Genomic DNA, 26,568 nt, shown 5'->3' with positions numbered 1-26,568 from the left:
TATAGGGTGGCTCACCAAAAACGAGTTAGGTGATTTGGCTATATCAGCATGGAACACGGTAAATCCAATTAGCCCATCAAACGCCCCTCGTTTGGAAACTCAAAAATTATATGCAGAAAAAATAAGGGCTTATTTAGTTGATGTATTCCTGATAGGGGTTGAAAGGCAGGCGAACTCTCTGTAAAACTCGCTGGTCTTCGACTTATGACTATAATGCTGGACAGACGTAAAGCCTATGACCAGAAGTCGGCATAGATGAAACAACGCTATGCAAAGAAAACCAACCACGGGCAGTGGTTGAGGCCCCGGTAACCAGCCATCAATTTGTTCTGCCTTCGGGATCAAACATCCATAACCAAATCATGGTACTGACTACTAATGAATAACAGTAACCCCCCCGCCAAACCAACCATGGATTATGCCCAATTGCTGGAAGCTCTCAATCAGGCCAGCACCTTTGATCTGTTCCGGCTGAATGCCATGATTGATCGTGAGCTGGAGTCTTCAGAGCGTATTGGCCGGATCAAGGCGGCACTGACCGTTGGACAGAAGCTGAGCTACTTTGACCGAAACAGCAACTCGCTGCGTGACTGCGAAGTGTTGCAGCTTAAGCAAAAGCGGGCACTGGTCCTGGATTTTACCGATGGCAAACGCTGGACGGTGCCCTACTACATGCTCAATCTTGAAGGTGCCGATGCCCGCGTTAATCATGAAACTCAACAAGGCCTGAGTCGCCATGCCATTGCTGTGGGAGATCTGCTGGGTTTTAAAGATAAGCATGGGGAAGAACATTTTGGACATGTCCTTCGTCTGAATACTAAATCAGTCACCCTGCAGGTGGCTGAAGGACAATGGCGGGTCGCTTATTCTCTGCTCTACCGGGTTCTGGATGGGCAGGGTGACCAGGAAGGGGAGCTGTTGATTGACGGTGAAAGGGCAGATCAAAGCGGTGATACTGTTCAGGGTTCATTGCTTGAGCTCAAATAAAATGAAAATCAAAATGAATTCATCAAAGCACTGCTGGCGATGATGCATTCTGAATAATCTACCGGGGTTGCCCAGCCAGCTGATGAATTAACCGCGCCGCAAGCCGGGCCGTGTGTGCATCAATATCATGTTTCGGGCAAGTTTCAGCGATATCAAAGAGTTTCAGCTTGCCGCAGTGTTTGATGATATCCAGCAAAGGTTCAACAACCTCCGGTGGAATGCCTCTGGCAGCGGGTGCGCTTACCCCGGGAGCCAGGGCGGCTGGGAAGGCATCAATGTCGATGGTCAGGTAAATATGATCTACCCGGCCGACAAACTGCTGGAGATCTTGCTGTAACGATGCCAGGTTCAGCAGTGTCATTTCTTTATCGAGTCGATAGGCGACACCCAGTTCATCAGCTCGATTAAAAAGCGCCTGGGTGTTACTGCTTTCACTGATGCCAAAACAAAGATAGTTGAACGGGATGTTGTGCTCCCGGGCGTATTCAGAAGCCTGCCAGAATGGAGTTCCTGAGCTGGGACCCACTTCGGGTAAACGAAGGTCAAAGTGGGCATCAAAATTGATGATGCCGACATTGATCGGGTCTTTACCCTTCCCCAGTTTTTCCAGATGCATCATAAGTCCCTGGTAAGAGGCCCAGCCAATTTCATGACCTCCTCCCAAACCAATCACTAATTGACCATTGTCTAATAGTTGGCACATCTGCCCGGCATATTCCTGCTGTGCCTGTTCAAGGTTGGTGCCATAGCAGCGAATGTTGCCTGCATCCCAAACCGGGGCAGTGCGATTCCAGGGAAGGTTGGTCAGTGCCTGTCGAATATGGTCGGGCCCTTTGGCGGCTCCGGGTCGTCCCTGATTTCTCCGGACGCCTTCATCAGACTCAAACCCCAGTAAAGCAACCCCTTGTTCGCCCCCCGGTGCATAAGGGCGAACTTTCTGGTGCCAGCGCTGTGCAGCCTGTGGATCGGTTTCCTGATCGATACGGCCAGACCAGGAGAATGGTGGGTTTCCGGAGATGGTTGATTGCACAATTTGGCCACTTTTTATGATCAGGGAAGGGGAGATGCCCGTGAGCCCGGCCGCCAGAGAGGCAGGATGGCTGACAGGCCAGAGTAACAGGTCGGCATCCAGTCCTTTTCTGATTCTGCCGGTTTTGTCCTGAAGACCCAGTGCCTGTGCCGCATGGCGGGTACAACCGGCCAGTGCCTCGGAAGGTGTCATACGAAACAGGGTACAGGCCATATTCATCATCAGCCGTATAGAGGCGAAAGGGGAGGTGCCAGGGTTCAGGTCGGTAGCAATGGCAATTGGAATTCCAGCCTCTCTTAATGCTTCAATAGGTGGCAGCTTGGTTTCCCGAAGAAAATAGAAGGCTCCCGGCAACAGAGTGGCTACTGTGTTGCTGTTTTTTAACGCTTCAATACCGGACTGGCTGAGGTATTCCAGGTGATCCACGGAAAGCGCCTGATATTTTACCGCCAGTTGGGTGCCGCCGCTGTCAGAGAGTTGTTCGCCATGGAGTTTGATGTTCAACCCATGGGCTTTGGCTGCCTTAAAAACCCGTTCGGTCTGTTCCGGTGAGAAGGCAATGGTTTCGCAGAACACATCCACGGCATCGGCCAGCTGTTCTCTGGCCACCGCAGGCATCATCTCAGTGCAAACGTAGTCAATATAATCGTCAGCCCGGTTTTTGTATTCCGGTGGCAAAGCGTGGGCACCCAGAAAAGTTCGAACGACAGTGACAGGGTACTCACTGGCCAGCAGACTTGCCGCGCGGAGCATTTTGGCTTCGGTTTCCGTATCCAGACCATAGCCGGATTTGATTTCCAGTGTGGTGACCCCTTCAGCCAGTAGTGCCTCAAGTCGTGGGCGGGAGTCGTCAACCAGTTCTTCAACCGTGGCTGCCCGGGTGGCTTTGACAGTGGAGAGAATACCGCCTCCCTGTTTGGCGATGGTTTCATAGCTGACGCCTTCAAGTCGCTGTTCAAACTCTCTGGAGCGGTCCCCGGCATAGACCAGGTGCGTGTGGCAGTCGATCAGCCCGGGTGTTAACCATTGCCCTTGTCCATCAATGGTCTCTTTGGCCTTGCTGCCTGGTGGTAAGTCGGATTCTACCCCTGCCCATACAATCTTTCCGTCCTGCACCAGAACGGCTCCCTGACGGATGCTGTTATAGGGGCAGGTTGACGTGTGAGCCGGATCCATGGTGGCCAGGTGAATATTCCGGATGAGGAGGTCGCAGGAGGTCAATGATGCGTCAGCGTGACTGTTGTTCATGGTGTCCGGCCGCTATTGGTTGACTGAGTGATGAACGATTGCTTCAAGAATAATCGGCATTTTTAGCAGAATCGCACAAATTGGATTATTATTAGGTTGTATATACAACTATATACAATAAAACTATATGAGCAAGCTGCGGTTCCCCGGGATCGCCGGAACGTCTGAAAAGCCCCAATTGGCACAAATAAATTATGAATCAGAGCCTGTTACCCCGTTATCAGCAGATTAAGCACTTTATTCTGGACAAGATTGAGTGCGGTGAGTGGACAGAATCCCGCAAGGTTCCTTCTGAGAATGAGCTCTGCCAGCAATTTTCGGTAAGCCGGATGACCGCCAGAAAGGCGCTGCAGGAGCTGACGGCTTCGGGCGTGCTGATGCGCCAGCAAGGGCTGGGTACTTTTGTGGCTCCTATTGAGCCACAATCGTCAATACTGACGGTGAAAAATATTGCCGACGAGATCAGGGGGCGAGGGCATGGTTACAGCAACCGGGTATTGCTTCTGTCTGAAGAAAAGGCGTCCGAGGCCATTGCGGTTTCTCTTGAGTTACCGGAGTCAGCGACCGTTTTTCATTCCATTATTGTTCACTATGAAAATGGCCTGCCACTGCAGTGGGAAGAACGTCATATTAATCCGCGGTTTGCTCCGGATTACCTGAAACAGGATTTTTCAAGGGAAACGCCCAATGTTTATCTGAACAGGGTTGCAGCGCTTACAGAAGCGACACATGTCGTGGAAGCGGTATTGCCTTCGGAAGAAGTGGCCGAAGCACTGGCTATGGAAGGTGCTCCCTGTCTGAGAATCACGAGAAGAAGCTGGTGTCGGCACGGTGTCGTCAGTCTGGCCAGGCTAATGCACCCCGGTGACCGATACCGCCTGGGAGACCACTTACAGTTTTCCTGATGACCTGCCGACAAGTCGGATCACAGGAATAACACCGAGAGCCTCCCGGGGCAATAATAACGACTGTGCAGGTGACAGTTCCACAATAAAGCAGCGTAACGTAGAGGACGGTGAATATGGCAAGTGAACAGGCGAAGATGCTTATAGCCGGTGGTAAAGAACCCGTTGGCAAAACCGGCAGTAAAGGGCATCAGCGATTTGATCCGGACCGAATCATTCGGGCTCCCAGAGGTTCTGAGCTGAATACCTGCAGCTGGCAGGTAGAAGCCCCTCTGCGTATGTTGATGAATAATCTGGATCCGGAGGTGGCAGAGCATCCTGAACAGCTGGTGGTTTATGGCGGTATTGGCCGGGCCGCCCGGGATTGGGCTTGCTACGACCAGATAGTGGCCACTCTGAAACGTCTGCAAACCGATGAAACATTGCTGGTCCAGTCCGGAAAACCGGTCGGGGTATTCAAGACCCACCCCGGTGCTCCCCGGGTGTTGATTGCCAACTCAAACATTGTGCCTTACTGGGCAAACTGGGAGTACTTCCATGAGTTGGATAAACAAGGGCTGATGATGTATGGCCAGATGACCGCTGGCTCCTGGATCTACATCGGTTCCCAGGGCATTGTGCAGGGTACCTACGAAACCTTTGTGGCCATGGCCAAAACTCACTTCAATGGTGATGCTTCGGGCAAGTGGATTCTTACCGGTGGTCTTGGCGGTATGGGGGGCGCGCAGCCTCTGGCGGCGACCATGGCCGGTTTTTCCATGCTGGCCTGTGAAGTGGATGAGTCTCGAATCGATTTTCGCCTGAAAACCCGTTACCTGGATAAAAAAGCGGCAACGCTGGATGAAGCGCTGGCGATGATTGAACAGGCCAAATCGGAAGGTAAGGCGATTTCAGTGGGCTTGCTGGCGAATGCGGCGGATATATTCCCCGAGCTGGTTGAACGCAATATTACGCCGGATGTGGTGACGGATCAGACATCAGCCCATGACCCATTGAATGGTTATCTGCCCAAAGGGTGGACGTTGGCACAGGCCTGCGAACGCCGTCAGGCGGATGAAGCAGCTGTTACCCGTGCTGCACGAGAGTCTATGGCTGTTCAGGTGCGGGCCATGCTGGAGCTGCAGAAGCGGGGGGCGGCAACTGTTGATTACGGCAACAATATAAGACAGATGGCGAAAGAGGTCGGGGTTGAAAATGCGTTTGACTTCCCCGGTTTTGTACCCGCTTATATTCGTCCACTGTTCTGTCAGGGGATTGGTCCTTTCCGCTGGGCAGCCCTGTCCGGTGACCCAGAGGATATCTTCAAGACGGACCAGAAAGTCAAAGAGCTGATTCCCGACGATGCACATCTTCATAACTGGCTGGATATGGCCAGAGAGCGCATCGCTTTTCAGGGACTGCCAGCCCGTATCTGCTGGGTTGGTTTGCAAGACCGGGCCCGCCTTGGGCAGGCCTTTAACGATATGGTGGCCAGTGGTGAGCTGAGTGCGCCAGTGGTGATTGGCCGCGATCATCTGGATTCCGGCTCGGTTGCCAGCCCTAACCGGGAAACTGAAGGTATGCTCGATGGCAGTGATGCCGTCTCTGACTGGCCGCTGCTGAATGCCCTGTTGAATACGGCCTCGGGGGCAACCTGGGTGAGTCTCCATCATGGTGGTGGTGTAGGGATTGGTTACAGCCAGCATTCGGGTGTGGTGATTGTTGCTGATGGTACCGATGAAGCCCGGGAAAAACTGGGTAGAGTGCTGTGGAATGACCCGGGAACCGGGGTGATGCGCCATGCCGATGCAGGGTATGACCTTGCCTGTGAGTGTGCTCAGGAGAACGGTCTGGATCTGCCCATGCAGTCGGGAGGGCACAAATATGACTGAGTTAGTGATTTCCCCCGGAAAATTATCGCTGAGTGACCTGCACAGAGTTAGCCGTCACGAGGTTCAGATCAAGCTGGCCCCGGACTGTTATGAGGCTATCCATCAAAGTGTGGCCTGCGTGAATCATGCGCTGGCAGAAAATCGGGTTGTGTATGGTATCAATACCGGTTTTGGTCTGCTGGCCAATACCCGGATTCCGGATCAGGAGCTGGAGGATTTGCAAAGGAGCATCGTGCTTTCTCATTCGACAGGTGTCGGACAGTTTATGGATGAAAGTACTGTCCGCCTGATGATGGTATTAAAAATCAACAGCCTTGCCCGGGGATTGTCTGGAGTGAGGCTGGAATTGATTGAAGCACTGATTCAACTGATTAACCTGGGGGTTTATCCCTGTGTACCCGAGAAGGGGTCGGTAGGGGCCAGTGGTGATCTTGCGCCGCTGGCTCATATGAGCTGTTTATTACTGGGTGAAGGTCATGCCCTGTTGGATGGTCAGCAGTTGACGGCCATGGAAGCCCTGACCTATGCCGGTATGGAGCCAATGAAGCTGGCACCGAAGGAAGGGCTGGCACTGTTGAATGGCACTCAGGCCAGTACGGCCTTTGCCTTGCAGGGACTGTTTGGTGCAGAAGATTTAATGGCATCAGCCATCATCGCCGGAAGCCTCTCCATTGAAGCAGCCATGGCCAGCCGTCGTCCTTTTGATCCTCGCATTCACGAGGCACGTGGGTTACAAGGGCAAATTGATATTGCTCATGCCTACCGTACCATGCTGGATCACAGTGACATTGAGCAGGCACACATAGATTGTGACAAGGTTCAGGACCCCTATTCACTAAGATGCCAGCCCCAGGTGATGGGAGCCTGCCTGGAGCAGATGCGTTATGCCGCCGGACTGCTTGCAGTGGAAGCCAATGGGGTTACCGATAATCCCCTGGTCTTTGCTGAACAGAATGAAATACTTTCCGGTGGCAACTTTCATGCTGAGCCAACCGGTATGGCTGCCGAAGCATTGGCTCTGGCCATTGCAGAAATCGGTGCCATCAGTGAACGACGCATTGCGTTGCTGGTGGATCAACACCTGAGCGGATTGCCGCCATTTCTGGTGAAGAACAGTGGCGTTAATTCCGGGTTTATGATTGCCCATAACACGGCGGCTGCCCTGGCCAGTGAAAATCGTTGCCTGTGTCATCCTTCGGTTGCTGATAGTCTGCCCACTTCTGCCAACCAGGAAGACCATGTCTCCATGGCAACTTATGGTGCCCGTCGTTTACGGGAGATGAACAGTAATACGGCGTCTATTGTGGGTATTGAATTGCTGGCCGCGGCACAGGGAGTGGATATGAGGAAACCCTACAAAACCTCGGAAACGTTGCAGCGGGTGATGAAAACAGTGAGAAAAGATATACCGTTCTACGATCAGGACCGGTATTTTTTTCCTGATATCCAGAATGCATCCGAGCTGGTGGCCAGTGGTGAGTTGAGCGTTTATATGCCAGCAGAGCTGTTGCCAAGCCACTCTTAGTTTGTGCAGGTGGCTAAATCCAACATATGGTTAACCCATTCACGAGTCGGCTCCCTTCGGGGATCGACCTGAGCGCGAGACCAATTTGCGCTATCCCTGTCTATTTTGGAGTTTTTGTTCTGGAACGTGTCAAAACACATGAATAGTTAATTAATCCTTACCTGTCTCGCAACAAGCTTTGTTGACAACAGCCCCTTGAAGAGAAAGGTTTCTTCGCTTACGCCATGCTCATACTCAACTTCATAAAGCAGCGTAAATGGTAGCCCGTCATTGCTGCCCAGCCAGTCGCTAAAACTGGAAAACCAGCCAACGTATTGATGACTTTTATAATTGCCCAGCTCTTTCGCTAACAGCGGCTTGTAGGTTTCCCGGTGCTGACCGGTAGTGGTAATCCAGTGATCTTTGGTTTGGATAATCAGCGCAGACTTATCGGTTGAGAGATTGTTGATAGCCAGATTCGAGAAATAGCTGTCAACTTTCTGCTGATAAAAGAACTGCAGGCTAATAAAGCCAGTGATAAAGGCTGACAGAGCAATGATGGATGCAATACCAATCCGTGCCAGCCATGAGCCTAACTGGTTATTTACCAGGGTTTTATTTTGCATAGCCATGCCTGCCTGTTTTGAACCGTTCTTGAATAAACAGCGTCATTACTTTGGCTATCGGACGAATGGCAAAAAAAAGTAGCTGATCTGTCAAAAGAAGCGTGGCCGGGAGTATTGCACGATAAGCGGCATAGTAGTTTCACTCTATAAAAAGCCGGGTTTAGTGGTTTTATTATTCTAATCAAAGGGATATGTCGTATTTGTGGTGAATTTTCCCTGTCAGCAAAATGACCTGCTGGGTTTTGCTGTCACCGGGTTTGTGAGTGGGTAGCACTGCACCATTACTGAACTTAACTATCCTGTTTAAAGAGCTGCAGGACGGTGCCGAAAGATTGAGCAATGGACTTCAGCGCGCTGTCAAAAACTCATTGGTCGAGGAAAAAATTATGAAGACAAGGATGTCGGAAATCCGTAAGACGTCGGGTTTTACTCTGATAGAATTGATGATCGTTGTGGCGATCATTGGTATTTTGGCATCGGTGGCGATTCCACAGTATCAAGCGTATACCAGGAACTCAACTGCTCAGGCGGCACTGAGTGAAGTGAAAGCATTTCAGACAGCTATAGCGATTTGCGCACAGACAGCTACCATTCAAGCCTGTGTACCTGGTGCCGCCGGCAGTGGTGTACCCACGACGGATGGTACCAGAGTGTCCGTTGGTGCTTATCAAGACAATACTTATGCAGAGTTGATAGTGACGCCAGCGAGTTCATTTGGTACTCAAACTCTGATTTTCCGATCTGATGCTACCGGTGGTAGCTGGGTAATGTCTTGCAATAATGGCGGAGATGATACGGCAAACAATCTTTGTGCTACAGATGCCGTCGTGAAGTACAAGCAATATAATGGCGATACCGGTGGTGCTTTTCCAAACTAACGCTTGCTTCGTTCCCACGCTCTGCGTGGGAACGCCTGACAACAACAGTCCCCCGTCCCCAAATAACCTGAACGCAATCCACCATAACTCCTGAAAAACCGACAGCTCAACATTCGGCTGGTCCGGTATGTATTTCCGGGACCCTCAGGACCTGAAAGCATGACTAACTGTGATTTCACCTGGTTTCCCCAATACTACGCTCATCCAGGAACTCAATTAAGTTTCTGACTTCCTTTCTGTTCACATAACCCTGTAAATCTTCCATCCGTTTACTGCCAATCATGGGGCACCAAACCGACAGCTGCCTGGATAGCAATCCTTGTAAATCCGTTATACACCCAGCCAGCTCACGAGCATTGCTTTTCCCGATACCCGGAATACTGAGCGCACGGATCTGCTGCTCCAGGGGTTTTGGTCGTCGAATGGATTCGAAGTATTGTTGAATTTCATGCGGATGAATACCTGCCGATTGCAGTGAATGGGGTGTCAGCTGCAGAATATCGACCAGTGTCTGGATTGTTCCCGTTTGAACCCATTGATGAATAGCTGGCTTGCTGATCGCTGCAATATCGAGCCCCTGCTTACCGGTTAGCCATATCAGACGGGCGGCAAATTGTTGTTCACAACCTGGTGCAATAGTGAGGCAGGTAAAGGGGGTATAGCGGCTTGTATCCGGGCGTTCCGGGCTTACTCTGTTGGCAGGGCGAAACAGCACCTTACCAAAGACCGGTATGGCATTCCCTTTGAGTTTGATGCTGATTCGATCCCCAACGGCAAGCTCTTTCTTCTCCAGGTTCTGAATACTCCCCAGTGAAAGGGTTGAGATAGTTCTGTTTTTAAGCGTCACAGGTTCAATATGAACCACGGGTGTGATATTGCCGGTTCGCCCAATGGTAAATTCAATCGCCTCCACTTTTGATGTGGTGGTTGCTGGTGGAAACTTCCATGCCATGGCCCAGGCTGGTGTATTACCTGCCCAGCCCAGCTGCTTTTTGAGTGTTTTGCTGTCGACCTTAATCACAATTCCATCCATCAAAAATATGGGTTTTTTGATAGACGCGTAGTGCTCAAGGCGCTGTTTGATTTCAGGGTAGGATGTCGTTCTGTGGGTATGCTCCAGGGTCAGAGGAAAGCCCATGGCTGCTAAAGCTTTTATTGACTGTAAACCGCTATTAAACGGGCTGTTAACCCAGCGCCATGGGAAAAAATCAAAGGCTTTTACGGCTTCCGTTTCTGGATCAGACCGATTGAGCTGACCAGCAACCAGATGCCGGGCACTGGCATACTGCTCAAGCATTGATGGAGAAATAATATCAAGCCGCGCAAATAGCTCTCCATGAAGAATGAGTTGGTTTATTGCATCATTACTCAGTGTTTCAGGGATCAGTGGCATTTGCCGGATATGATGGAGGATATCGACTCCAACCTCGCCATTCCCCCGGGTGGAAGCCTGGATTAACAGTCCGTTTTTATAGACCAGCTCCACCGCAACGCCATCAATCTTCGGCTGTACTAAAAAACCACTGTCAGCTATTCGCTGTAAAAAAATTTTTACTTCTTCTGCAGACTGAGCTTTTTTCAAACTGCCCATTGGAGCCTGATGGTGAATCGTGTACTTACTGTCAGGTGTTTGGGAAAGGGGTTTCTCTGATGCTATGGAAGGGAAGCACGCTTGCCAGTATTTCAGCCTGGCAAGCAAGTCGTCGTATTCACTATCGCTGATGATTGGGGCGTTCTGGTTGAAGTACAGTTCATCATGGTAAGCCACTTCATCCGAAAGCCTGCTGATCTGCTCAGTGGCTTCTCCTTGATCCCACTGAGGGCAGTTCTCTGCCCACGCTGGTAGAAGAAAGGTTATCCACAGGAGAGGTATTATTTTTTTCATGCTTCGATTAAAGCATGAAAAGGCCGGTGGTACCCTTCCTTTTAGCTTTTCAGTCGCCCCAAAGTTGGTTAACTGTGATAACCGTTTGGATTAGCCGACTGCCAACGCCAGCTATCAGACACCATATCTTCCAGCCCTTTTTCCGCTTTCCAGCCCAGTTCACTGAGGGCTTTGTCCGGATTGGCATAACAGGCGGCAATATCACCGGAGCGTCTTGGGGCGATCTGGTAAGGTACTGGCTTTTGTGATGCCTGTTCAAAAGCGGCGACCATTTCCAGCACGCTGTAGCCTGTACCAACCCCCAGGTTCCAGGCATGGATGCCCTCGGTTTTTTGCAACTTTTCGATAGCACGCACATGGCCAATAGAAAGGTCAACTACATGGATATAGTCCCTGACTCCGGTTCCGTCATGGGTTGGGTAGTCGTTACCGAAGACACTGAGCTTGTCCAGCTTACCAATGGCAACCTGAGCGATATAAGGCATCAGGTTGTTGGGAATATCATTCGGGTCTTCACCAATTCTACCGGAAGGATGTGCACCAACCGGGTTGAAGTAGCGTAGCAAGGCGATTCGCCAGCTATTGTCCGATACATAAAGGTCCTGAAGGATTTCCTCTATCATCAACTTCGAACGACCATAAGGATTGGTGGCCGAGGTCGGGAAGTCCTCGCTGATGGGGAGGCTGGCAGGGTCACCATACACCGTGGCAGAAGAGCTGAACGCCAGGGTTTTCACATTGGCCTGTTTCATGGCTTCCAGCAACACCAGTGTTCCGTGCACATTGTTATCGTAGTAAGCCAGGGGCATGGAGACGGATTCACCAACGGCTTTCAGACCGGCGAAATGGATAACAGAGGATATCTCATGGTTGCTGAACAGCGAGTTCAGCAGTTTATGGTCGCGAATATCTCCCTTCACAAACTCCAGTGTCTTGCCGGTGATCTCCTGAACCCGCTTCAGGGATTCCTCACTGCTGTTACTGAGATTGTCCAGAACAATGATTTCATAACCATCGTTAAGGAGTTCGACGCAAGTGTGGCTGCCAATATAGCCAGCGCCCCCGGTTACCAGAATTTTTTTGTTCATTGTGTTGTTGCTCAAGGCTGCCTCCGTGTGGTTTAAAGCTGCTCAACGATCCGCATGGACAGATCCACAGACTGGCAGTCTTTGGTTAGTGTGCCAATAGAGATAAAGTCGACTCCGGTTTCGGCAATGGGTACCAGCGTCTGATCATTAATACCACCGGACGCTTCCAGTTTCGGGGCTTTGCCGGGAAGTTTCCGGTTCAGCCGGACGGTTTCGGCTAACTGGGTCAGCGGGAAGTTATCGAGCATGATGATATCGGCTCCAGCCTCTCTGGCAATATTGAACTCTTCCATGCTTTCCACTTCGATCTCTACCGGTTTGCCAGGGGCGATTTCGTGAGCTTTGCCGACCGCCTGGGCAATGCCACCACAGGCGGCAATATGATTTTCCTTAATTAAAAAGGCATCAAAGAGTCCGATTCGGTGGTTGTGGCAGCCTCCGGCAGCGACGGCGTATTTCTGGGCAACCCGCAGGCCCGGCAGGGTCTTGCGGGTATCCAGCAATTTGACGCTGGTACTACTGACCAGACTAGCATAGCGCTGGCAGCGGGTTGCGGTGCCGGAGAGGGTCTGCAGGAAATTCATGGCGGCCCTTTCGCCGGTCAGAAGGCTGCGAGCAGCACCTTTCAGAACTACCAGCACCTGGTTCGGCTCAACTCGTTCACCTTCTTCAATATGCCACTCCAGTTGGACATTGGGATCAATCTGACGAAAGACCTCGTCAAACCAGGGGCGTCCACAGATGATGGCATGGTCTCGACAGATAATTCTGGCGACAGATTGTTGGGTTCTTGGAATCAGGGATGCCGTAATGTCTCCGGAGCCTATATCTTCAGCCAATGCCTTGCGAACATTGGTTTCTACGGCACCTTGAAGCTGGTCTCGCAGAACCGGGCTCAGGTTTTCAGGCAGTGTATAGGATTCTTTCATGGTCATTCCGGAGGTTGCAGGTGTTCTTTGGCGAGGATTATATACACAAAGAAGAAGCCGTTGCAGGCTGCCCTGTTTTGACGCCTGTAGCATTTAACTGGTCCATCAGTTGGTGATGGCTGTTGACGGTGACTCCCAGGGAATTGGCCTGTTGGATCAGAAAACCGTTAATAAAGGAGAGTTCCGTGGCTCTTCCCTTTCGTGCGTCCTGACAGGTTGATGATAGGTTGCTGGCGGTGATCTGGCAGACACCGTAAACGCTCTCTTTGAGTGCGTTGGCAGGCATCCCCAGCGCAGCCAGAACCTCGCTGGTCTCGGTAATTAATTGATCCAGCCAGACCTGCTTTTCGCCATTATCCAGCAGCTCGCCATTACGGCAGTCGAACAATGCCGTGAGGCCATTGATACAACTGTTAATGGCCAGCTTTTCCCATAACTTCTGCTCAATGGGATCGCACTGGCTGACCTTTAATCTGAAATTGTTGCAAAGGTCATAAAAGCCTTGTTCGGATTGTTGATGACTGCTGAGGGGGCCAATCCAGGTCTGACCCTGGCCAGCTTGACGTACCTCAAAGGGGGCTGACAGATAAGCACCATCGGTACTGGAACCTGCCCAAATCGCTTGTGTTGGTAAAGCGTCCCTGATGGCCTGCTGGCTCCCCATGCCATTTTGCAGCAACAGTATTTGGCAGTTATCCGCCAGATGTGGCTTTACGCTGTTCAGTGCGGACAATGAATCCTGTGCCTTGGTACAGACAATCAGCCGGTTGATTGGGCTGTGGATCGTTTCAGGCGAGACAATATCCACAGCAAACCGGGAGGTCTGCTCTGGCGTTAACAACTTGAGTGGAATGCGTTTCTGGTCAAATTGCTGATAGCTGCTTTCTCTCAGGATCAGGCGGGGGCTTTCCCCCTTATGGCAAAGGCTGGCGGCCCAAAGGCAACCGATGCTGCCTGCGCCCAAAATATACCAGGGATCATTGTGCATGAATGTCTAAAATCTATCAGAGGATGAAGATACGCCGAGTCTACCATTTGCTGCCTATACTCAAACAGCTGGTGTTTTACAGCTTTTCTAAACAAGAGTGGGAGATAGACAATGAGTCATACCTATAAAATGACTGAACTGGTAGGCAGTTCAACGGTCAGTAGTGATGATGCTATTCAAAATGCCATCGCCGCCGCTGGCATGACCCTGGATCATATGGGTTGGTTTGAAGTGGTGGAACAGCGTGGCCATATCGAGGATGGCAAAATTGCCCATTGGCAGGTGACGGTAAAAATTGGCTTCAGGCTTAAGGGTAAAGATCAGTAGTCGCCGTTAAAGGGCCCTGATCCTGCATATTCACCTGAACCTTGTCGCTGGTGTATTGATTTTCTCCATGGTCTTTCCAATACAATCATGGATACAATAGTTGTTAATTGTTTCTTTCGATTTCTCAAGGAGATCATTCGCTATGCCTTCATTTGACATTGTCTCTGAAGTGGATATGCATGAGCTGGCCAACGCTGTCGACCAGGCAAATCGTGAACTGACTACCCGCTTTGACTTTCGGGGTGTTGCTGCCAGCTTTGAGAAAAGTGGTGAAAAACAGATTGTTATGACCACCGATGCCGACTTTCAGCTGGTTCAAATGGTAGAAATGCTGAAAACCAAGATGGTCAAACGGGGTATTGATGTTAAATGCCTTGAAGTAAAAGACCACTACGGTTCTGGCAAACAGGTCAAGCAGGAAGTGGTGGTTCGGCAGGGGCTGGATAAGGATGTGTCCAAAAAGATCGTGAAAATGATCAAGGATGCCAAGCTGAAAGTTCAGGCCGCCATCCAGGGGGATCAGGTTCGGGTGACCGGCAAGAAAAGGGACGATTTGCAAACTGTGATTGCCTTTTTGCGGGAAGCCGATTTGGACATGCCGCTGCAGTACAATAATTTCAGAGATTGATTGACTGCTTGTGACACAGAAAATGTGGCACAGAAAACCGTTTTCATTGGATGGTGGAAACGGTTTTTTATTTCCCGGTTAAGCTGATATCTTCTTTTTTAAAATAGAATTTTTATTTCAAGAAGCATGGCGCTGTAAAATTTCATATTTGCGATGGAGCATATTGCATGGGGCTGGCAGCAGATTCTTCGAAGAATTGGGGTGACGCCTGTAAAAGCTTTTTTAATCGTCGGGTGATTGCACTTCTTTTTCTAGGTTTTTCAGCAGGCCTGCCCATTCTGTTGATTTTCAGTAGCCTTTCCCTCTGGCTTCGTGAGGCTGGGGTAGAACGCAGTGCCGTCACTTTTTTCAGCTGGGCAGCGTTAGGTTATTCCTTCAAGTTTGTCTGGGCACCGCTGGTTGACCGCATTCCATTGCCGGTTTTGCACGGTCTGCTTGGGCGTCGCCGGTCATGGTTATTGTTATCCCAGGCCTCGGTTATTGCCGCACTGTTGTTTATGGCAGCCCATAACCCTGCTGATGGTCTGTTCTGGATAGCCTGTGGTGCGGTAATGCTTGGCTTTTCCTCGGCCACACAGGATATCGTTATTGATGCCTATCGAATAGAAGCGGCGGATGATGACCTGCAGGCCATGATGTCCTCTGCTTACATTGCCGGATATCGAGTTGGTATGCTGGTGGCCGGGGCTGGTACCCTGGCACTGGCCAGCTGGTTTACCATGACGGACGAAGGCAACTACGACTATTTGGCCTGGGCCTGGGCCTATCGCTGTATGGCCGTGTTTATGCTGATTGGGGTTGTTACCACGCTGATGGTTGCTGAGCCGGATGTTGATCGTACTTCCGAGTCGTCGCACAGTACCGTTGATTATCTGCGTTTTCTGTTGCTCTTTGCCCTGGCGGCAACCGTATTTGTCATCTCTTTTACTCAGCTGGCTGATGCTTTTGGTGCTCTGAAAACCTTTTTGGTGGAGACCGGGTTGTCTGTGCCCATTGCTGCTTTTCTGGCCGGTGCCGGACGATTTGCAATCAGTGTAGCTGCATCAGGGGTTACCGCCTGGTTGCTGGTGAAAGCTCATTTTGCGCCAAGGGCAATGGTGAAGGAGACTTACGTCGCACCCTTTGCTGACTTCTTTGACCGTTATGGCAAAGTAGCTATCTATATACTGCTATTGGTAGGGACCTACCGTATTGCTGATATTGTTATGGGCACGATAACCAATGTGTTCTACAACGATATGGGCTATACCAAAGAGCAAATCGCCACCATCACCAAAACCTTTGGCCTGATCATGACCATTGCCGGTGGCTTTTTGGGCGGAGTGTTGGCTATTCGCTTCGGTGTGTTGCGAATTCTCTGGGTAGGTGCATTGCTGGCGGCATTGTCGAATGTGCTGTTTGCGTTTCTGGCCAATCTTGAACCATCCAGCCTCTATTTAAGCCTGGTGATTGCGGCAGATAATCTCAGTGGTGGCATGTCGTCCGCCGCGTTTATTGCCTTTTTGTCCAGCCTGACCAACCGGGCCTTTACGGCCATGCAGTACGCTATTTTCAGCTCCCTGATGACGTTGCTGCCCAAGCTGCTGGCCGGTTATTCAGGCACCTTTGTGGATTCCCTGGATTATCCGGTATTCTTTATTGGTTCAGCGTTGCTGGGGCTGCCAGTTTTATGGCTAGTGTCGTATGTAGGACGGTTGCTGGAACGTCATCAGGCGGGTAACTAAGGAGGCTGTCCGAGAATAGACTGCCCTACTGCGGCGACAGCAAATTGGTCTAAAAATCCGCTTTTGTTCGGCAAATAGCCCCGCTATTCACCTCACAAAACCGAATTTTTATCCTCAATTTTCTGCCGTCCTCGCTACGGGCGCTATTCTCGGACAGCCTCCTAAGGAACTGTCCTGAAATAACTTCTACATCCGATGTTGCCCAGTAAAGAAAAAACCTTGCCACGGAGTCACGGAGGCACGGAGAAAAGAAAAAATCTTTTCCTCTGTGACTCCGTGCCTCCGTGGCGAAAAAGAGGAAGTTGTTCAGGGACAATTCCTAAAACCTGGTGAGGGCTGCATCCTGAAGAGGATAGCTATTCCTGCGGCAAAAATTCAGAGTGTGTTGCAAAATGCTTTTCAGCCTTTTGCAACATCCTGTTAATGGGGTTCAGCAGGCTTGTCGTTTGATGTGTCCATGAGTTCGGCAATCAGTCTCTGCCGCCAAAACTCCCGGGTTTCATCGTTGGGCAGTTTGTTCAGAGTATCCTGGCAGATATGAACCATCGCCTTGAGAATATTTTCTTCAGGGTAATTCAGATTTTCCAATTGGCGAATAATTTCGACGGCCAGGGCAATATCTTCCGGCGCTCCATCCATGTATTTACTCTCCATGCCATTGATGCGCTTTCAGGTTGATTTTTCCGGATGAGATGGTCACTCCCTCCTGCTCCAAACGCTGTTTTTGCTGGCTGTATCGACTCGACCCATCAGGGAATGAAATCTGACCTTTGCCGTTAATAACCCGGTGCCAGGGAAGGTCGGTCCCGGCGGGCAACTGTTTCAGGATATTACCCACAACACGCGCATAACCGGGGGCTCCTGCCATATCTGCCAGTTGGCCATAGGTTACCACACAGCCTTTCGGAATCCTGCTGATCAAATACCATATTTCCGAAGGAGTAAAGGGGGCGGTCAATGTTGGTTCTCCACGATACTTTCTATGATGATCGCCATGATACTCTTCATCATAAGACCGACCATAAATAATAGATTTCAGGATATTTGAAAAGTTTGGAATGGGAAAGGAAATTGTGGATTCTGTCGTATTTATGAATTTTACAGGTGGATAATCTGTCCGGGAGAAATCCTTTTATGTTGCTCCAAAGGAGCCTTCTATCCGGGCTGCTGGGAATATTGTGTCTGTTTTCTATCAGTATGACATGGGCTGATACCGTCTGGATGAACAATGGTGATGTGCTGTCTGGCGATATTGTCAAGCTGGATTCTGGCAAGCTGAGTCTACAAACAAAGTATGCAGGTACTATTGAGTTGGACTGGCGCTATGTCACGGCCCTGGACTCGGATAAAACATTCTGGGTTAGCCTGATTGGTGAAGAGAAGGCCAGATTGCGGCGGTTTGAAGGCCAGCAGACAGGCGTTGCGGTTATTGATGAGAGTGGTCGAAAGCGCTCTTTCTCAGCAGTATGGCCGGTTGCCGCTATCCATATTGAAAAGCCGGTGATTGCTGATACCTGGGCGCTGGGAGGTAAGCTTGTTGCCACGCTGGACAGCAAGTCCGGCAACGATGATGAGTTGTTGGTTGGTGTTGAAGGCAAGCTCAATATTGATGACCAGTGGAATAAAAATGCTTTTTACTGGGATATTGAAGTGGAAGATGATGACGGCGTTGAAAGCTCCGAGTGGCAGGTTGGCTACTCATACAGCCGTTACCTGGATGAGCACTGGTTTGTGCAGGGAGCGGCAGAACAGGAATATGACTCGGAAGAAGATCTGAGAACACGTACATCAGTGGGTGGTGCCTTGGGCTATCGTTTTTGGGAAACCGCTGAAAGGGCGCTGAAAACCAGTGGGGGTATCAGTCAGCTCTGGGAGGACTATATTACCAATGAATCGCAGCGGGATTATGCCTTGACCTGGATCTTTAACTACCGAACACGGCTCATTAACAACTGGGAATATTTTGCCAACAGCAGAACGTTCTTCCGGCTAAAACAGTCTACGACGCTGGTTAATGTTAATCAGGGGTTAAATATTGGACTGACTGATCGCATTACCTGGAATCTGACGCATATTGTTGATTACGACAGTGACCCGGTTGATAAGACCCGGAATGTCGACAGCCGAATCAAAATGGGGATTGGTTACCAATGGTGAGGTCCGGGGCGCTGCAGATGGGTGCACACTGGCAGTCGTCCTCTTATGGGCATAAAAAACCGGGTTCTTATCAGGCAGCGCCTGAACGGGTACTGCCTTGAGAGTGGGAAGGCCGGTTTCTGTTGCTCCGACTGCTCAGTAAGTTGCTTCTCTTCACGCTGTTCCTGTAAAGCCCGCATAGTGGTTTCCAGCCAGTTGGCTGCACGATAAAGCAGCGAATGTCTGGTTAAATTATCACAGTGTTGATGTTCAAGGGGAAAAATCAGGGTTTTTCTGACTTTCATTGCTACCGGGTACTTTTTCAGAATTACTTCTGTTAATAGCGGCAGCAGGGCGTTTTGATTGATGACAGATTACAGTTTTTTGCCCTCTCGCCTTTGGCAATGTACAGTTACGCTAGGCGGGCTCCCGGAAGTAAAGAGGTGCTGCCCATACAGTAAGCAGACACTCCAAAACCTCGGGCTGTTAAAAGACGGGATCGTCAATTTGGCATAGTACGGGCTATTGGGGTCATAAACCTGAGGCAGAGACGCTTTCAGCCACTTCTTCACCGTGGGGCGTCATTTCAGCGTAGGCTTTTCTATCCCGTTGTGATGTAGGGCAGGGTTGATTTCCGTGTGAACAGAAAACACAGCAATCGCCTTCCTGTGGGGTAATCAGTTTCTGGCAGTTTCTGCATTCGTAAAGGTAAACACAGGCATCCTGAGGCATGGTTTCAACCGCATGGTGAAGACAGTCCGGGCAGGTGATGATGGACGTAGATACAAGAGTTTTGGCGCTTAAGGTATAGTTTTTACTGGACATACTCTTTCTCCTGGCACTTCCTGTGCCGTTCGTTGCATTTTTCTCTTTGGGCATAGGATAGAGTTATCGGCCTCCGTGTTGGTTTATTGACAATGAATACTTAAATCAAGGTGCACTGTCGTTTTTTGACGGACAAATACGTAACAAAAGCACCTCTTTTCAAACTACCCTATCTGACTTTTTATAAAAAGAGCAGCATGAATCAGGCCAGTTACGATACAAGCATAAAAGGGAAATATGACCGTTTACTGACAGCCATAAAAAAACCGGACATTTCTGTCCGGTTTTTTTATGGGAACAATTAAACGAACTTAGTCGTTTTCAGCCTGAATAGCAGTCAGGGCAATGGTGTAAACGATATCGTCGACCAGTGCACCACGGGAAAGGTCATTCACTGGCTTGTTAAGACCCTGAAGCATTGGACCGACACTGATAACATCTGCACTGCGCTGTACCGCTTTGTAGGTAGTGTTACCTGTGTTGAGATCCGGGAAGATAAACACGGTCGCACGACCCGCAACGTTACTGCCGGGAGCCTTGCTCTGGGCTACCGACTCAACGGAGGCCGCATCGTACTGCAGAGGACCATCGATAATCAGGTCAGGGCGTTTGGCTTTAACGATTTCAGTTGCCTCGCGCACCTTCTCGACATCGGCACCGATGCCAGAGGTTCCAGTGCTGTAACTGATCATCGCAATACGTGGCTCAATACCGAACGCAGTGGCTGAGTCGGCGCTCTGAATGGCGATATTGGCCAGCTGTTCTGCATCCGGGTTTGGATTAACGGCACAGTCGCCGTATACCAGAACCTGGTCAGGCAGCAGCATGAAGAAGACGGAGGAGACCAGCCCGCCAGCATCTTTCTTCGTCTTGACCAGCTGGAATGCCGGACGGATGGTGTTGGCGGTGGTGTGTACTGCACCAGAAACCAGACCATCTACCTCGTTCAGAGCCAGCATCATGGTACCGAGGACTACGGTATCTTCCAGCTGAGCTTCCGCCATCGGGGCGGTAAGGCCTTTGTTCTTGCGCAGCTCGACCATCGGGTCAACATAACGGGCGCGGATGCTATCAGGTTCCATGATGATCAGGCCATCCGGCAGGGTGATGCCGTTGTCTTTAGCGACCTGTTCAATAACGCTGCGCTGCCCGAGAAGGATACATTGGGCGATACCACGCTCCTGACAGATAACGGCAGCCTGAATAGTGCGTGGCTCATCGCCTTCTGGCAGAACAATACGCTTATTGGCACCCTGGGCTCTCTGCACCAGCTGGTAACGGAAGGCAGGAGGGGAGAGTCTGCGCTCTGCCAGGGCAGAACATTGTTGCTTAAGCCACCCGGTGTTCAGGTTGGCCGCGATGGTGTCCATGACCAGTTCAACACGAGCAGCGTCGTCAACCGGCAGTTCGTTATGGCGACGATCCAACATGGTTGCCGTGGTGTAAGAGTCTTCTCCGGTCATCATGACAGGAAGACCTGTACCAATGGCCTTGCTGCACAGTTCCATCACAGGTTTGGAGGGCGTGATACCACTGGTCAGCAGAAGACCTGCCAGGGGAACACCGTTCAGGGCCGCCATACAGGTGGCCAGAATGATGTCATCACGGTCGCCCGGAGTAATCACCAGATTACCTGGCTTCAGGTGATGAATCATATTGGTGGGCGTTCTGGCACTCAGGGTGTAAGAAGTCACCCGACGGGTATCCATCTCACCGGCATTGATGATGTCTGCTTTCAGGTGCTCGGCAATATCCATGGTTCTTGGTGAAGCCAGGTTATTGTCAAACGGAATATAGCCCAGTGGCTGGAATGGCTTGCGGGCAAATTCTGGCAGACTCTGGAAATGGCCATCTTTATTCAGACTGGCAACCGCTTCCGGCGTCAGTTTATTCAGGGCATAACCGACAACATTCGGGTTCTTGATGCCACCAAAGCTGTCGGCAGCGATTTCCAGTTTGTCGGCCAGGTCTGCCAGAGAGTCATTACCGGGCTCAGACACCAGAATGATGTCAGCATTAATGGTTTTGGCAATGTTGCTGTTCAGGCGATTGGCGTAGGGCATTTCCCGGGTCGGAACCAGACCTTCTACCACCATCACGTCACAGTCCTGAGAAGCCTGTTCAAACAGGGCTACGATCTCTTCCATCAGGACATCGCCCTTGTTGTCACCAAGCAGGTCTTCAGCACGATGGGAGGCAATGGGGGTAGGTGGCTCATGGTCCATGATTCGCTGAACCAGTTTGGTGGAACGCTCTGGTCCAGTGTCGCCTACATGCAACTGGGCAATAGGCTTGAAGAACTTGACTCTGAGACCGAGATTATCGAGTGCTCGAACCAGGCCCAGGGTAACGGAGGTCAGGCCAACACCATAACGTGTTGGTGCCAGGAAAAATGTACGCATATCCGGACAAATCCTTCTCATGAAATACTGATATAAAAACAGGAGGTGAAACCTCCTGTTGCTTACATCCAGACAACCAGTTTAGCCAGCAATCAGTGCTTCGGTATCACGGGCAATCATCAGCTCTTCATTGGTCGCGACAACCATGGCTATGGTTGAGCCGGGCTTGGTGATAACACCTCTCTTGCCACGGAAGGTCTCTTCGTTGGCCTGTTCATCAACCTCAAAGCCGAAGATGGACAGACGCTCTATTACATTCTTACGAATCGTGCTGGAGTTCTCACCGATACCGCCAGTGAATACCAGTGCATCAATGCGGCCCAGTTCAGCAGCAAAACCGGCCAGTTTTTTGGCCAGAACGTGGCAGAAGATGTCCAGAGTGAGCTGGGCACGCTCATGACCTTCTGCTGCGGCATTTTCAAGAACACGACAATCGTTGTCCAATCCAGACAGACCCAGCATGCCGGATTTTTTGTTCAGGAGGTCGATGATCTCGTCCAGGGAGTAGCCGCACTGCTTGTTCAGGAAGCTGAATACGTTCGGGTCAATATCACCGGAACGGGTACCCATTACCAGCCCTTCCAGCGGCGTCAGGCCCATGGTGGTATCAACGGATTTACCGTTTTTGATCGCACAGGCACTGGCACCGTTACCCAGGTGCGCAACCAGGATAGCACTGTTGTCCAGGTCCAGACCCAGCATGTCGGCAGCGGTTTTGCTGACATAACGGTAGCTGGTGCCGTGCATGCCATAACGACGCAGACCGTGCTCTTCGTACAGGTTGTAAGGAACTGCGTACAGGTAGCTTTCTGCTGGCATGGTCTGGTGGAATGCTGTGTCAAATACTACGGACTGTGGCAGCTCCGGGAAGTATTTTATGCAGGCACGGATACCCAGCAGGTGAGCAGAGTTGTGCAGAGGTGCCAGGTGGCTGCAGTCTTCGATGCCCTGGATCACTTCATCAGTGATCAGGGTGGATTGGGTGAACTTCTCACCACCGTGAACAATACGGTGACCGATGGCTTCGATGTGTTCCATCAGGTTGTTCTCACGGAGAATGCCCACCAGTGCTTCGATAGCACCTTCGTGGCCAGCAGCGCCAAGATTCAGGGTTTGCTTCTCGCCGTTCAGTTTCCAGGTGATGGAGGCTTCGTTGCCCACGAGACATTCAGCAATGCCGCTGATGCTTTCCTCTTCGGTTTTCGGGTTGATGACTGCGAACTTCAGGGAAGAACTGCCACAGTTGATAACCAGAACGCTGTCTTTGCTCATAGAATCTATTACCTGTGAAAATGACCGCGCAGTTTCCAAAAATGCCCGTGTAATGCTTTTAATGTAAGCGTATTGTCACGAATATCGTCAAACGCCACGGCCGGAACCAATCACACAAAGACTCCCCGGGAATAATATCCGTAATGGAGATGGCAGAACATTGAGGAGGAAACATTGTTTTTGTATGGTGAATAGTGGTGCTATTTACCGGAAAAAACGAATGTCTGAACTCATGTGCTGTCACTGCAGCAGAACGGTCTATTCCCGGGCAACCTCCCGGATGATCATGGCTTGTATAAAGTAGAGAAGCGGTATGAAAATATTATAACCATTGACCTGTGTCGGTGGACTGCGTATTGATGCGTATATCGTAACAAGGCTGTGGTTAATTGTTCTCCAATGTGTCAGATAATATCAGAGGTTTTGTTCCAGTGCCGGAAGAACCAGCTGATCGATCATCTCCGGAACATTGGCAGCCAGCTGCAGCAGCTCATTCTGGTAAAGCCAGCCATAGCTTCCTGCGGCAATCAGGGCCAGTAATGGAATCCACAGGCCAAAAACCTGGGCAATTCTTCCGGCGGAATAGGGAGTTGGCCCAAACCGGTTGGTATTTTCAGTACCTGAAGAAAAGGTCAGCCATAACAGAAACAGAAGGTTGATGCCCGGGACCACTAACAGCAGGCTCTTCCAGCCACTGCGGTCAAAATCATGAAGCCTTCTGGCTGCCATGGCCAGCATAAAGAGGCAGGCAATAGTCATCAGGCCCAGTGTCAGGTGCAGTGACTCCAACGGTGGGTAGAAAGGCGTCAGGTGAGGGGTTAAAAGCCCCGGAACCCAGCAGGCGCAGACGACCAGCAGCGCAATCACCCAGAGGGAGGCGATAAATCGCACTCTTCCCATTCTGGGGAGCAGTTGAAACTTCCCGGATGATTCGGCCGGTTGTTTCTGCTCCTGCTCCGTGATGGTTTCCGGTGGCGTTTGGGGCAGTTCTTCATTATTGGTCATAGAGAGAATCCGGCAATGGGCTCCTGCCTTCATCATGGCTCTTTCATAAGGACGGATTTCACTGGCGGTCAGATTCTTGCGAATAATAACCGGCTTTCCTGAGAATAGACTTTTCAGTTCTGCCTTGTCGGCATTCAGGAGCTCTTTCAGGTTTTTTCGAACCTTTCTTTCCTTAAAGCCTGGCAGTATTTCTCCTTCGAAAACCAGTTTATAGAATGAGTCATCCATGGCGGCCTGTCCTGAAATATGTCCTGAGACAGGTTATCGGCGGGCATGGTGGAGACTGAGGCTTTTTTGTGGTTAACCCCAGAGAGTATAAAAATCGTAAAGAAGCAGCGGGTTCCCTTGGATTTTATGCTCCAGATGGTCAGCCTCCTAAAAGGGCTTAACAACCACCAGAATGACAATACCCACAAGGAAGACCACAGGAATTTCATTGAAAACTCTGAAAAACGTGTGGCTATGGGTACTGGTGCCGTTGGCCAGTTGCTTCATATAGCGGGCACACATATGGTGATAGCCCACGGTCAGAGCTACCAGGGTCAGTTTTGCATGCATCCAGGGGGCACTGATGTAGCTGGGAATGTAGTGTAACAGCCACAGGCCAAGAGTCAGGGTGGCAATCATGGAGGGGGTGGCGATGCCGCGCATCAGCTTTCTTTCCATGATGACAAAGCGATCTTTGCTGATCTGGTCTTCACTCATGGTGTGATAGACGAACAGCCTCGGCAGGTAAAAGAGAGCTGCAAACCAGCAGGTCATGGCGATAATGTGGAAAGCTGTTACCCAAAGCATGGTTAAACCCGATTGTTATTGAATTTGTAAGCATTCTTACAGGTTAGAAAAGTAAATCAAGTTGCACGCTTTGAATTTCTTGATTTAGCGCTTTTGGGACTGTGGATTTATAGCAGTTACTGTTTTTTCCTCGCCGCTTGCTTTCATATAATCAGCGTACAGGTATGGCCAGTTTTTCGACCACCATGGAGGGTTTGGGATATCTCGAAGAGCTGCCCGTAAACCGTGATAACATGAGATGACAAAGTCATTTGTTGCCAGCAAGTCTTTATTCCGAATTCTATCGCCCAGAAATGTTTCTGAATCTGTTTTGAGTTTGACCAGTTTTTTTCTGATATCTTTCCTGCTGCTCATTAACTCTGGTCTGCTGATCATCAACTCGGAGATTTTGTCGCAGAGAAGCCTGAGATCCTCCCGGAGCCCCTGAGGTCTGCCGATGATGTTTTGCAGTAATGTGGGGTCAGTTTTTTGTTCTTCCAGGACACAACGGCCTCTGGCCAGTTTGGCTTCTGCTCTGTATTTATCCTGACGGGTGGTAAGCCAGGAGTGAGAAGTCCTGTTGTTCAGGCTTTCTTCCATAAAGTGGTCGCATATCAGCGTTGCCAGCTGTGTTATCGCCTGTTTCTGAGGTTTAACTTTTTGTAACGGGTTGATCAATTGAATATCGTCAGATTCCCAGACACAACAGGCGAAAAAAAAGCGCCTGCACTCTTCCCTGGAAAAACCTTTTGGGCGAACTCTGCCCCCCGTTAAAATTCTGGTTTCGCACTCTTCCATTAACTGTGTCAGTTCGGAGGTGATTGTTTTATAGGTATTTGGATGCTCATGTAACTGAAGAGTAAGCTCCGGGCTGCTCAACAGTCTGAAGCATGGAGAACCGGGTACTTCCGGGCTGTCTTCTTCACGTTGCTCATCAAATGATGGCCACCAACCTGAATCATGTTGAATTGGCGAATCTGCTTCTTCTGGTAAACAGTCATGGATGGTTTTTATTTCATGAAAGATTTGATGGATTGATTCTAAAATGACCTTTTGTTTTTCGTCGATGTCTGGCATTTTCTTAGGTATGTTGAGCAGTTCTTCAAAATCTTGAGCGTTTTTTTCTTCTGCTTGTCCGTTTAAAAGCGCAAGCTTGTCTTGTGAGAGGTTGGTTGCTTCTGGTAACTGCATTAATTTCGCCAGCTGTTTTTTTATTTTATCGAAATTAGTGTAAAGAGCTGCCGGGGAAACGGCGGTTCTTTGCTCAGGCTCATACCATGACATGAAATCAGTAACGGTTATCTGGCCAGTAGCTAACGCTTTAACTTTAGCCCTGATCAGTGCTTCAGCCGAAATGCCCTGTACATCAATAGAGAGTGCTGAATAAAGTTCGGGTCGACTTCGTTTTCTGGCTGAGGCAGGCGTTGATGTCGTTGCTGAAATATCGGGCGCTTTTATGGTTCGCCTGAAAGAGTTACGAAAGCCCTTGACTGCACGCCCCATGAAACCCGGCCTGGCAGAAGGCTCAGTGGTATT

Annotated in this window: 24 protein-coding genes and 1 pseudogene; 9 read left to right on the top strand and 16 right to left on the bottom strand. The window is 50.3% G+C overall.

Annotated features, from left to right (window positions below; genetic code table 11):
* Window positions 1-378 precede the first annotated feature (378 nt).
* Window positions 379-987 carry a hypothetical protein gene (locus J7439_RS09415; protein ID WP_209201573.1) on the top strand — a complete coding sequence of 203 codons (609 nt, stop codon included), beginning with the start codon at window positions 379-381 and terminating at the stop codon, window positions 985-987.
* 58 nt (window positions 988-1,045) lie between these two features.
* Here the strand turns inward: J7439_RS09415 and hutG are convergent, their stop codons facing one another.
* Together hutG and hutI are read right to left on the bottom strand one after the other, a co-directional pair.
* Window positions 1,046-2,017 (bottom strand): formimidoylglutamase, encoded by a 972-nt coding sequence (gene hutG, locus J7439_RS27040; RefSeq protein WP_353623031.1) that lies wholly within the window; start codon window positions 2,015-2,017, stop codon window positions 1,046-1,048.
* 6 nt (window positions 2,018-2,023) lie between these two features.
* Window positions 2,024-3,265 (bottom strand): annotated as a pseudogene (gene hutI / locus J7439_RS27035) (imidazolonepropionase); the annotation flags it as partial.
* A gap of 194 nt (window positions 3,266-3,459) precedes the next feature.
* Between hutI and hutC the strand changes: the two are divergent.
* The 3 genes from hutC (at window position 3,460) to hutH (ending at window position 7,566) form a co-directional block, all read left to right on the top strand.
* A complete protein-coding gene (hutC, locus tag J7439_RS09405) occupies window positions 3,460-4,170 on the top strand; it encodes a histidine utilization transcriptional repressor HutC (RefSeq protein ID WP_209201571.1) in 711 nt (236 codons plus the stop codon).
* A 137-nt stretch (window positions 4,171-4,307) separates the two neighbouring features.
* Window positions 4,308-6,041, top strand: coding sequence for a urocanate hydratase (gene hutU, locus J7439_RS09400; RefSeq protein WP_353623030.1), 1,734 nt, complete (start codon window positions 4,308-4,310; stop codon window positions 6,039-6,041).
* Window positions 6,034-7,566: a histidine ammonia-lyase gene (hutH, locus tag J7439_RS09395; protein WP_209201569.1), complete on the top strand. Its 1,533-nt coding sequence runs from the start codon at window positions 6,034-6,036 to the stop codon at window positions 7,564-7,566. The genes hutU and hutH overlap by 8 nt, the downstream gene beginning before the upstream one ends.
* A gap of 146 nt (window positions 7,567-7,712) precedes the next feature.
* Here hutH and J7439_RS09390 read toward each other — a convergent pair whose 3' ends face one another.
* Entirely contained in the window at window positions 7,713-8,171 is a 459-nt protein-coding gene (locus J7439_RS09390; protein WP_209201568.1) for a hypothetical protein, read from the bottom strand.
* A gap of 386 nt (window positions 8,172-8,557) precedes the next feature.
* Here J7439_RS09390 and J7439_RS26420 point away from each other — a divergent pair, with 386 nt between their 5' ends.
* Window positions 8,558-9,049 carry a pilin gene (locus J7439_RS26420; protein ID WP_286198269.1) on the top strand — a complete coding sequence of 164 codons (492 nt, stop codon included), beginning with the start codon at window positions 8,558-8,560 and terminating at the stop codon, window positions 9,047-9,049.
* Window positions 9,050-9,224: 175 nt separating this feature from the next.
* On the opposite strand, the gene J7439_RS09380 is transcribed toward J7439_RS26420, so the two are convergent.
* The 4 genes from J7439_RS09380 to J7439_RS09365 all read right to left on the bottom strand — a co-directional run bounded on the left by J7439_RS09380 (window position 9,225) and on the right by J7439_RS09365 (window position 13,939).
* Complete coding sequence (locus J7439_RS09380; protein WP_209201567.1) at window positions 9,225-10,934, bottom strand: DNA ligase LigA-related protein; 1,710 nt, start codon at window positions 10,932-10,934, stop codon at window positions 9,225-9,227.
* 68 nt (window positions 10,935-11,002) lie between these two features.
* The gene (gene galE / locus J7439_RS09375) at window positions 11,003-12,022 is read right to left on the bottom strand and encodes a UDP-glucose 4-epimerase GalE (RefSeq protein ID WP_209201616.1); all 1,020 of its coding nucleotides are present in this window, start codon (window positions 12,020-12,022) and stop codon (window positions 11,003-11,005) included.
* A gap of 32 nt (window positions 12,023-12,054) precedes the next feature.
* Window positions 12,055-12,951, bottom strand: coding sequence for a carboxylating nicotinate-nucleotide diphosphorylase (gene nadC, locus J7439_RS09370; protein WP_209201566.1), 897 nt, complete (start codon window positions 12,949-12,951; stop codon window positions 12,055-12,057).
* A 37-nt stretch (window positions 12,952-12,988) separates the two neighbouring features.
* Window positions 12,989-13,939, bottom strand: coding sequence for a ketopantoate reductase family protein (locus tag J7439_RS09365; protein WP_209201565.1), 951 nt, complete (start codon window positions 13,937-13,939; stop codon window positions 12,989-12,991).
* A gap of 111 nt (window positions 13,940-14,050) precedes the next feature.
* Here J7439_RS09365 and J7439_RS09360 point away from each other — a divergent pair, with 111 nt between their 5' ends.
* The 3 genes from J7439_RS09360 (at window position 14,051) to J7439_RS09350 (ending at window position 16,618) form a co-directional block, all read left to right on the top strand.
* Window positions 14,051-14,266 carry a dodecin gene (locus tag J7439_RS09360; RefSeq protein ID WP_209201564.1) on the top strand — a complete coding sequence of 72 codons (216 nt, stop codon included), beginning with the start codon at window positions 14,051-14,053 and terminating at the stop codon, window positions 14,264-14,266.
* 142 nt (window positions 14,267-14,408) lie between these two features.
* The gene (locus tag J7439_RS09355) at window positions 14,409-14,894 is read left to right on the top strand and encodes a YajQ family cyclic di-GMP-binding protein (protein ID WP_209201563.1); all 486 of its coding nucleotides are present in this window, start codon (window positions 14,409-14,411) and stop codon (window positions 14,892-14,894) included.
* A gap of 167 nt (window positions 14,895-15,061) precedes the next feature.
* Window positions 15,062-16,618: an AmpG family muropeptide MFS transporter gene (locus tag J7439_RS09350; RefSeq protein WP_209201562.1), complete on the top strand. Its 1,557-nt coding sequence runs from the start codon at window positions 15,062-15,064 to the stop codon at window positions 16,616-16,618.
* A 420-nt stretch (window positions 16,619-17,038) separates the two neighbouring features.
* On the opposite strand, the gene J7439_RS09345 is transcribed toward J7439_RS09350, so the two are convergent.
* Both J7439_RS09345 and J7439_RS09340 read right to left on the bottom strand, forming a co-directional pair.
* The gene (locus tag J7439_RS09345) at window positions 17,039-17,272 is read right to left on the bottom strand and encodes a hypothetical protein (RefSeq protein WP_209201561.1); all 234 of its coding nucleotides are present in this window, start codon (window positions 17,270-17,272) and stop codon (window positions 17,039-17,041) included.
* A complete protein-coding gene (locus J7439_RS09340; RefSeq protein WP_286198267.1) occupies window positions 17,262-17,540 on the bottom strand; it encodes an MGMT family protein in 279 nt (92 codons plus the stop codon). The genes J7439_RS09345 and J7439_RS09340 overlap by 11 nt, the downstream gene beginning before the upstream one ends.
* A gap of 182 nt (window positions 17,541-17,722) precedes the next feature.
* Between J7439_RS09340 and J7439_RS09335 the strand changes: the two genes are divergently transcribed.
* A complete protein-coding gene (locus J7439_RS09335) occupies window positions 17,723-18,775 on the top strand; it encodes a DUF481 domain-containing protein (RefSeq protein ID WP_209201559.1) in 1,053 nt (350 codons plus the stop codon).
* On the opposite strand, the gene J7439_RS09330 is transcribed toward J7439_RS09335, so the two are convergent.
* The 7 genes from J7439_RS09330 to J7439_RS09300 all read right to left on the bottom strand — a co-directional run bounded on the left by J7439_RS09330 (window position 18,763) and on the right by J7439_RS09300 (window position 26,223).
* Window positions 18,763-19,059: a hypothetical protein gene (locus tag J7439_RS09330; RefSeq protein WP_209201558.1), complete on the bottom strand. Its 297-nt coding sequence runs from the start codon at window positions 19,057-19,059 to the stop codon at window positions 18,763-18,765. The genes J7439_RS09335 and J7439_RS09330 overlap by 13 nt on opposite strands.
* Before the next feature lie 226 nt (window positions 19,060-19,285).
* The gene (locus tag J7439_RS09325) at window positions 19,286-19,579 is read right to left on the bottom strand and encodes a GDCCVxC domain-containing (seleno)protein (protein WP_286196386.1); all 294 of its coding nucleotides are present in this window, start codon (window positions 19,577-19,579) and stop codon (window positions 19,286-19,288) included.
* 311 nt (window positions 19,580-19,890) lie between these two features.
* Window positions 19,891-21,981 (bottom strand): phosphate acetyltransferase, encoded by a 2,091-nt coding sequence (gene pta, locus J7439_RS09320; protein WP_209201557.1) that lies wholly within the window; start codon window positions 21,979-21,981, stop codon window positions 19,891-19,893.
* Between the two features lie 81 nt (window positions 21,982-22,062).
* Window positions 22,063-23,253 carry an acetate kinase gene (locus J7439_RS09315; RefSeq protein WP_209201556.1) on the bottom strand — a complete coding sequence of 397 codons (1,191 nt, stop codon included), beginning with the start codon at window positions 23,251-23,253 and terminating at the stop codon, window positions 22,063-22,065.
* A gap of 414 nt (window positions 23,254-23,667) precedes the next feature.
* Window positions 23,668-24,486: a DUF805 domain-containing protein gene (locus tag J7439_RS09310; RefSeq protein ID WP_209201555.1), complete on the bottom strand. Its 819-nt coding sequence runs from the start codon at window positions 24,484-24,486 to the stop codon at window positions 23,668-23,670.
* A 147-nt stretch (window positions 24,487-24,633) separates the two neighbouring features.
* A complete protein-coding gene (gene hemJ, locus J7439_RS09305; protein WP_209201554.1) occupies window positions 24,634-25,053 on the bottom strand; it encodes a protoporphyrinogen oxidase HemJ in 420 nt (139 codons plus the stop codon).
* Between the two features lie 84 nt (window positions 25,054-25,137).
* On the bottom strand, window positions 25,138-26,223 hold the full coding sequence (locus tag J7439_RS09300; protein ID WP_209201553.1) for a hypothetical protein: 1,086 nt from the start codon (window positions 26,221-26,223) through the stop codon (window positions 25,138-25,140).
* Between the last annotated feature and the right edge of the window lie 345 nt (window positions 26,224-26,568).

It is taken from the genome of Salinisphaera sp. G21_0 (assembly GCF_017744115.1).
Taxonomy (GTDB): Bacteria; Pseudomonadota; Gammaproteobacteria; order Pseudomonadales; family Endozoicomonadaceae; genus Endozoicomonas.
The sequence above is the reverse complement of the archived record's forward strand: the minus strand, read 5'-3'. Positions and strand labels throughout refer to the sequence as shown.

Bases quoted from the DNA above. Each gene is read 5' to 3' on its own strand.
- J7439_RS09415 (WP_209201573.1), top strand. From the start codon at position 379: ATGAATAACAGTAACCCCCCCGCCAAACCAACCATGGATTATGCCCAA.
- hutC (WP_209201571.1), top strand. From the start codon at position 3,460: ATGAATCAGAGCCTGTTACCCCGTTATCAGCAGATTAAGCACTTTATT.
- hutU (WP_353623030.1), top strand. From the start codon at position 4,308: ATGCTTATAGCCGGTGGTAAAGAACCCGTTGGCAAAACCGGCAGTAAA.
- hutH (WP_209201569.1), top strand. From the start codon at position 6,034: ATGACTGAGTTAGTGATTTCCCCCGGAAAATTATCGCTGAGTGACCTG.
- J7439_RS09390 (WP_209201568.1), bottom strand. From the start codon at position 8,171: ATGCAAAATAAAACCCTGGTAAATAACCAGTTAGGCTCATGGCTGGCA.
- J7439_RS26420 (WP_286198269.1), top strand. From the start codon at position 8,558: ATGAAGACAAGGATGTCGGAAATCCGTAAGACGTCGGGTTTTACTCTG.
- J7439_RS09380 (WP_209201567.1), bottom strand. From the start codon at position 10,934: ATGAAAAAAATAATACCTCTCCTGTGGATAACCTTTCTTCTACCAGCG.
- galE (WP_209201616.1), bottom strand. From the start codon at position 12,022: ATGAACAAAAAAATTCTGGTAACCGGGGGCGCTGGCTATATTGGCAGC.
- nadC (WP_209201566.1), bottom strand. From the start codon at position 12,951: ATGAAAGAATCCTATACACTGCCTGAAAACCTGAGCCCGGTTCTGCGA.
- J7439_RS09365 (WP_209201565.1), bottom strand. From the start codon at position 13,939: ATGCACAATGATCCCTGGTATATTTTGGGCGCAGGCAGCATCGGTTGC.
- J7439_RS09360 (WP_209201564.1), top strand. From the start codon at position 14,051: ATGAGTCATACCTATAAAATGACTGAACTGGTAGGCAGTTCAACGGTC.
- J7439_RS09355 (WP_209201563.1), top strand. From the start codon at position 14,409: ATGCCTTCATTTGACATTGTCTCTGAAGTGGATATGCATGAGCTGGCC.
- J7439_RS09350 (WP_209201562.1), top strand. From the start codon at position 15,062: ATGGGGCTGGCAGCAGATTCTTCGAAGAATTGGGGTGACGCCTGTAAA.
- J7439_RS09345 (WP_209201561.1), bottom strand. From the start codon at position 17,272: ATGGAGAGTAAATACATGGATGGAGCGCCGGAAGATATTGCCCTGGCC.
- J7439_RS09330 (WP_209201558.1), bottom strand. From the start codon at position 19,059: ATGAAAGTCAGAAAAACCCTGATTTTTCCCCTTGAACATCAACACTGT.
- J7439_RS09325 (WP_286196386.1), bottom strand. From the start codon at position 19,579: ATGTCCAGTAAAAACTATACCTTAAGCGCCAAAACTCTTGTATCTACG.
- pta (WP_209201557.1), bottom strand. From the start codon at position 21,981: ATGCGTACATTTTTCCTGGCACCAACACGTTATGGTGTTGGCCTGACC.
- J7439_RS09315 (WP_209201556.1), bottom strand. From the start codon at position 23,253: ATGAGCAAAGACAGCGTTCTGGTTATCAACTGTGGCAGTTCTTCCCTG.
- J7439_RS09310 (WP_209201555.1), bottom strand. From the start codon at position 24,486: ATGGATGACTCATTCTATAAACTGGTTTTCGAAGGAGAAATACTGCCA.
- hemJ (WP_209201554.1), bottom strand. From the start codon at position 25,053: ATGCTTTGGGTAACAGCTTTCCACATTATCGCCATGACCTGCTGGTTT.
- J7439_RS09300 (WP_209201553.1), bottom strand. From the start codon at position 26,223: ATGCAGTTACCAGAAGCAACCAACCTCTCACAAGACAAGCTTGCGCTT.